This is a genomic window from Kitasatospora sp. NPDC059817 (genome assembly GCF_042731835.1).
Classification (GTDB): Bacteria; Actinomycetota; Actinomycetes; order Streptomycetales; family Streptomycetaceae; genus Kitasatospora.
In genome coordinates, this window is record NZ_JBHWIR010000350.1 from 1 (window position 1) to 3,893 (window position 3,893).

General features: G+C 71.7%; 3 protein-coding genes. All 3 read right to left on the reverse strand.

What is annotated here, in order from left to right:
- Positions 1–61: 61 nt before the first annotated feature.
- Complete coding sequence (locus tag ACFV61_RS35000; RefSeq protein ID WP_380496139.1) at positions 62–1,279, reverse strand: hypothetical protein; 1,218 nt, start codon at positions 1,277–1,279, stop codon at positions 62–64.
- A 143-nt stretch (positions 1,280–1,422) separates the two neighbouring features.
- Positions 1,423–1,845: a hypothetical protein gene (locus ACFV61_RS35005; protein ID WP_380496141.1), complete on the reverse strand. Its 423-nt coding sequence runs from the start codon at positions 1,843–1,845 to the stop codon at positions 1,423–1,425.
- Positions 1,846–1,915: 70 nt separating this feature from the next.
- The gene (locus ACFV61_RS35010; protein WP_380496144.1) at positions 1,916–3,775 is read right to left on the reverse strand and encodes a ParB N-terminal domain-containing protein; all 1,860 of its coding nucleotides are present in this window, start codon (positions 3,773–3,775) and stop codon (positions 1,916–1,918) included.
- Between the last annotated feature and the right edge of the window lie 118 nt (positions 3,776–3,893).

Consider the following 3,893-nt stretch of genomic DNA (forward strand, 5'->3'; position numbering starts at 1 on the left):
CCGCCGGGGGGGCGGGGGGGGGGGCGGGGCGGGAGGGTGGTCTCCGTCCGGCCCGCCTCTCCTAGGCGGCGACCGGCTCGCGCTCGGTGACTCGGCACCGGGTGAGCACGGTCTGCGCCGTCTCGCCGTAGATGCTGTGATCCTTGACGGTGCCGGTCAGCTCGACCTCGTCGCCCTTCTCGGGGGCGGCAGCGGCGCTGCTGAACCACACGTAGACGTTGCCGTTCGGGTCCTGGAACTTGATCAGTCGGCGGCGCTGGGCGTGGTAGCCGTAGTACCGCTCCTCCAAGTCGATCACGGTCGTGACGGTGGCGGGGACGGTCAGCCGCTCCCCCTTGGCGCCCTGCGGCCGGGAGTTCCGGGCGGCCTGCTCCACGGCCTGCTTCTCCTGGTCGCGGTGCCATCCGGCGATGGCGGACACCAGCGTCGGCAGGTGGCGCGGGTCGACGGTCTCGCCCTTGGCCAACTGGCCCACCTTGTGGCGGTACTCGGAGAGGCTGCCGTACCCCTGGAGGGCCCAAGCGCGGACGGCGGCGGCGGTGCTGGCGGCATCGGGCTCGGCGTCGATTCCGGCCCTCCACTCCGGCGACACCTTCCGGTCGAAGAAGTAGGCGTCCACCGAATCGGCGGTCGGCATGCGGTTCTTCCACTGCTCGGAGCGGCTGTAGAAGCGGCCGTCCTGGGTGACGACGGCGGCGGCCACCCGGAGCACCTCGTCCACCGGCACGCGCAGGTCGGCCGGGACGCCGCCCTCGTCGCCGTCCCAGTCGGAGTCCTTGAGCGTCCCGAAGCGCCACAGCGCCTCAAGGCCCTTGATCGGCAGGCCGGTGTACGGCTCGACGCACGTGGTGCCCAACTGCTTGATCTCGCCGTTCTCGTGGCGGGCGAGATAGGTGGCGGTGCGGTGACGGGCGACGGAACACCCCTGGCAGTAGTTCTCGACGGCGCGGTGCTGGCGCGCCGCCTCGGCGTCCCGCTCGGACAGACCAGGGAACAACGAGCTGATCGTCTCCCCCTCCTCGTCGTGGTCCAGACGGGCGATGACAGTCCAGCCCTGGTGGCGGGGGATGTCACCGGAGATGGTCACGGTGACGGTGGGGCGCTTACCGATCACGCGGCCGTCCACGTCGCGGTAGTCGGCGAGGAACTGCGCGGAGAAGTCGAGCGCGTACGGGCTGAGGCGGTGGACGGCGGCGCGGGCGTTGGTGGCCTCGACAAGCTGACGGACGCGGGGCTGGGCGGTCGCGGGGACGGAAAACCGCATGGCTGCGCTGGTCATCGTGGGTGCTCCTGCTGGTGAGAGAGGAATCGAGTGCCCGGCCGGGCGGGTTGCCCTCCGCGTGCGGCCGGGGTCGGGTCGGGGCCAGCTGACGGCCCGTGGGTCGAAGGGGGTGTTGCCCTCCCCCCCTCCGACATCATTAATTAAACCATGTTTTGAAGGATGGGGCAAACGTCCCGGCCGGGGAAGTCGAGTGCGGCGCGGTCGCGCAGGAAGGCGGCGAACAGGGCTGCGGTGTAGCTGTCGGCGGTGCCGTAGGTGCGGCGGCAGTCCAGGGCCCCGATGCGCTCGCCGTGGTGGCGGACGCCGAACGCCTGGCCGGGTTCGGGGATGGCGAGCGCGTACAGTCCGCGCGGGGTGTCCACGCGCAGGACGACGGCGGCGGCCTCGCGGTCATGGACGGCCGACCAACGGGCGGACCCGATGCCGAACTCCGCGAGCCCGCCCGCGATGGCGCGGGCCTGCATCAGGTCAGCGGCGATGCCGGGGTTGGGGTCGGCGGGGGCGGCGGCGTATCCGCAGCAGTAGTCGTCGGCGCTGGTCTCAGTAAGGGCGGCACGGGGCACTGTGGGGCTCCTGGGAGGCTGCCGGGGGCGGGGCGGGTTCCCGCCCCCGGCGTCGGATCGGTGGGGAGGATCAGGCGGCTTCGGTCTCGGCGGTCGGCTTCTCGGCCGCCGGGGCGTCCGGCTCGGCCTCCGGCTCCGGCTCCGCGCCCTCTGGCTCGGCGTCGGCCTGGTCGCCCTCGGCCTCGGCCGGGGCTTCCGCCTCGGGCTCGCTCTCCGGGTTCTCCTCGGCCTGCTCCGCGTCCGGGTCGGCCTCCGGCTCGCCTCCGCCGAGCAGGGACGCGGTGGGCTCCTTCGCGGCCGGGTCGTACGGCTCGTCGTTCACCACAGCCCGCTCGATCGGCGTCAGCGGGCAGCCGAGCGCCCCCAACACGCGGAACCACTTCGCCGTGGGCTTCCGGATGTCCGCGCAGCGCTGGCTGTCGGTCCGCCACGCCACGCGAGTCGCGTTCTTCTCGCGGACGGCGGCGATGACCGCGAACTGGAGCTGCGGGGCCTTCCTGGGGTCCTTGGCGACGTGGTCCGCGAAGCTGCTGCGCTCCTTGGCCTGCGTGGCGTTCAGGCCCAGGAACGCGGCGAGGATCTCGCTGGTGGGCCCCTTGTTCAGGTCGCTGGACAGATCCCAAGTGCCATTCAGAAGCGCCTCGTTGACGTGCTGAATCAGCGCGTTGACGGTGGCCTTCGGGAGGGTGCGCGCCTTGACCAGGTCCGCGATCCACTTCCGGCGGACCTCCTCGGCGGCGTCCCAGTGGATGTTCCCGGCCTTGGTCGCGGCCAGGGCGGCGCGCCCGGCCTCCGCTTCGGCGGTGGCAGCCTTCGCGCCGGTCTGGGCGGCCTCGGGGGTGACGTGCTCGTACAGGACGGGTGAGACGCAGTACGGCTCGTACCGGTCCGCGCTGTCCGTGTCGAGTACCCAGACCTGGCCCTTGCAGGTGGCGTGCCCCTCCTGCGTGACGCCGGGCAGCTTGCGGACGGGGGTGGCCCGGTCGGACAGTTCCTCGATGTCCCGGACCTTGTGCCCGTCGGCCTCCAGCTCCGCGCGGTGGGCGGCGGCCCGCTCGCGCTTCTCGCGCCGGGTCCGCGCCTTGGCGATGGCCCACTCCACATCGTTGTCGTCGGCCCACCTGCCGGTCGCGGCCTCGGTGATCGCGGCGAACTCGGCGTCGTCGTCGGCGAATTCCGCCAGCGCCGCCATGTGGTCGAACGTCCACTCGTAGCGGCCTCCCGTCTTGCCGACGGCCGCGCTCAGCTTCTCGCTGGAGTGCACCCGGACCACCGCCTTCACGTCCTTCTGGCGCACGCCTGCGGCCTTGGCGATGCGGCCGACGTTCGCGCCCGCCTCGGCGGCGCTGAACATGGCCTGGTTCATCTCCTTCCCCGTGAGGCTCTTGCGCTGCTCGGAAGTGGTGATCATGTCGACGAACTGTCCGGCGGCGTCGCGGTCGTCGTCGTCCCACTCGTAGGGCAGGTGGGTGAGGCCCGCGTCCTTCGACCCGAAGTAGCGGCGGTGCCCGTCATTGACCTGGATGATCCCGCCCTCAAGTCGCTGGATCTTGATGGGGATGCGGCAGCCCTCGATGCGGAAGCTCTCCACGAACCGGGCGTTGATGTCGAGGTCCTCGCGAGCGTTCTCCGGGTGCGGGGTGAGCGCGTCGATCCGGATCACGGGGCGGGGCGTGAAGGGCAGGATCTCAAGCCCAGCGTCGACGGCGGCGGCCAGGCGCTGGAACCCGTCGATGATCTGGGGCACCCCGCCGTGGGTGCTCACGATGTAGAGCGGCTCCTGGACGCCGTTCGCCTTCACGGCGGCCAGCAGGTCGGCCGGGGGTTCGACGTCGCGGACGTTGCCGGGGTGCGCGAGGAGTTCAGCGGTGGTGATGGTCGGCCACGGGGCGGGGGCGGTCTGGAGGCCGGCCTGGGTCTTGGTGGTCATCGTCTCTGTTGCCTTCTGGTGAGAGGTCCCGCCCCGGCCCGTCCGCCCCCGCGGGGGGGGTGGGGGGGGGGTTTTTAGACACCCCCACCCCCACAAAAAAAAAAAACAGAAAATGAAA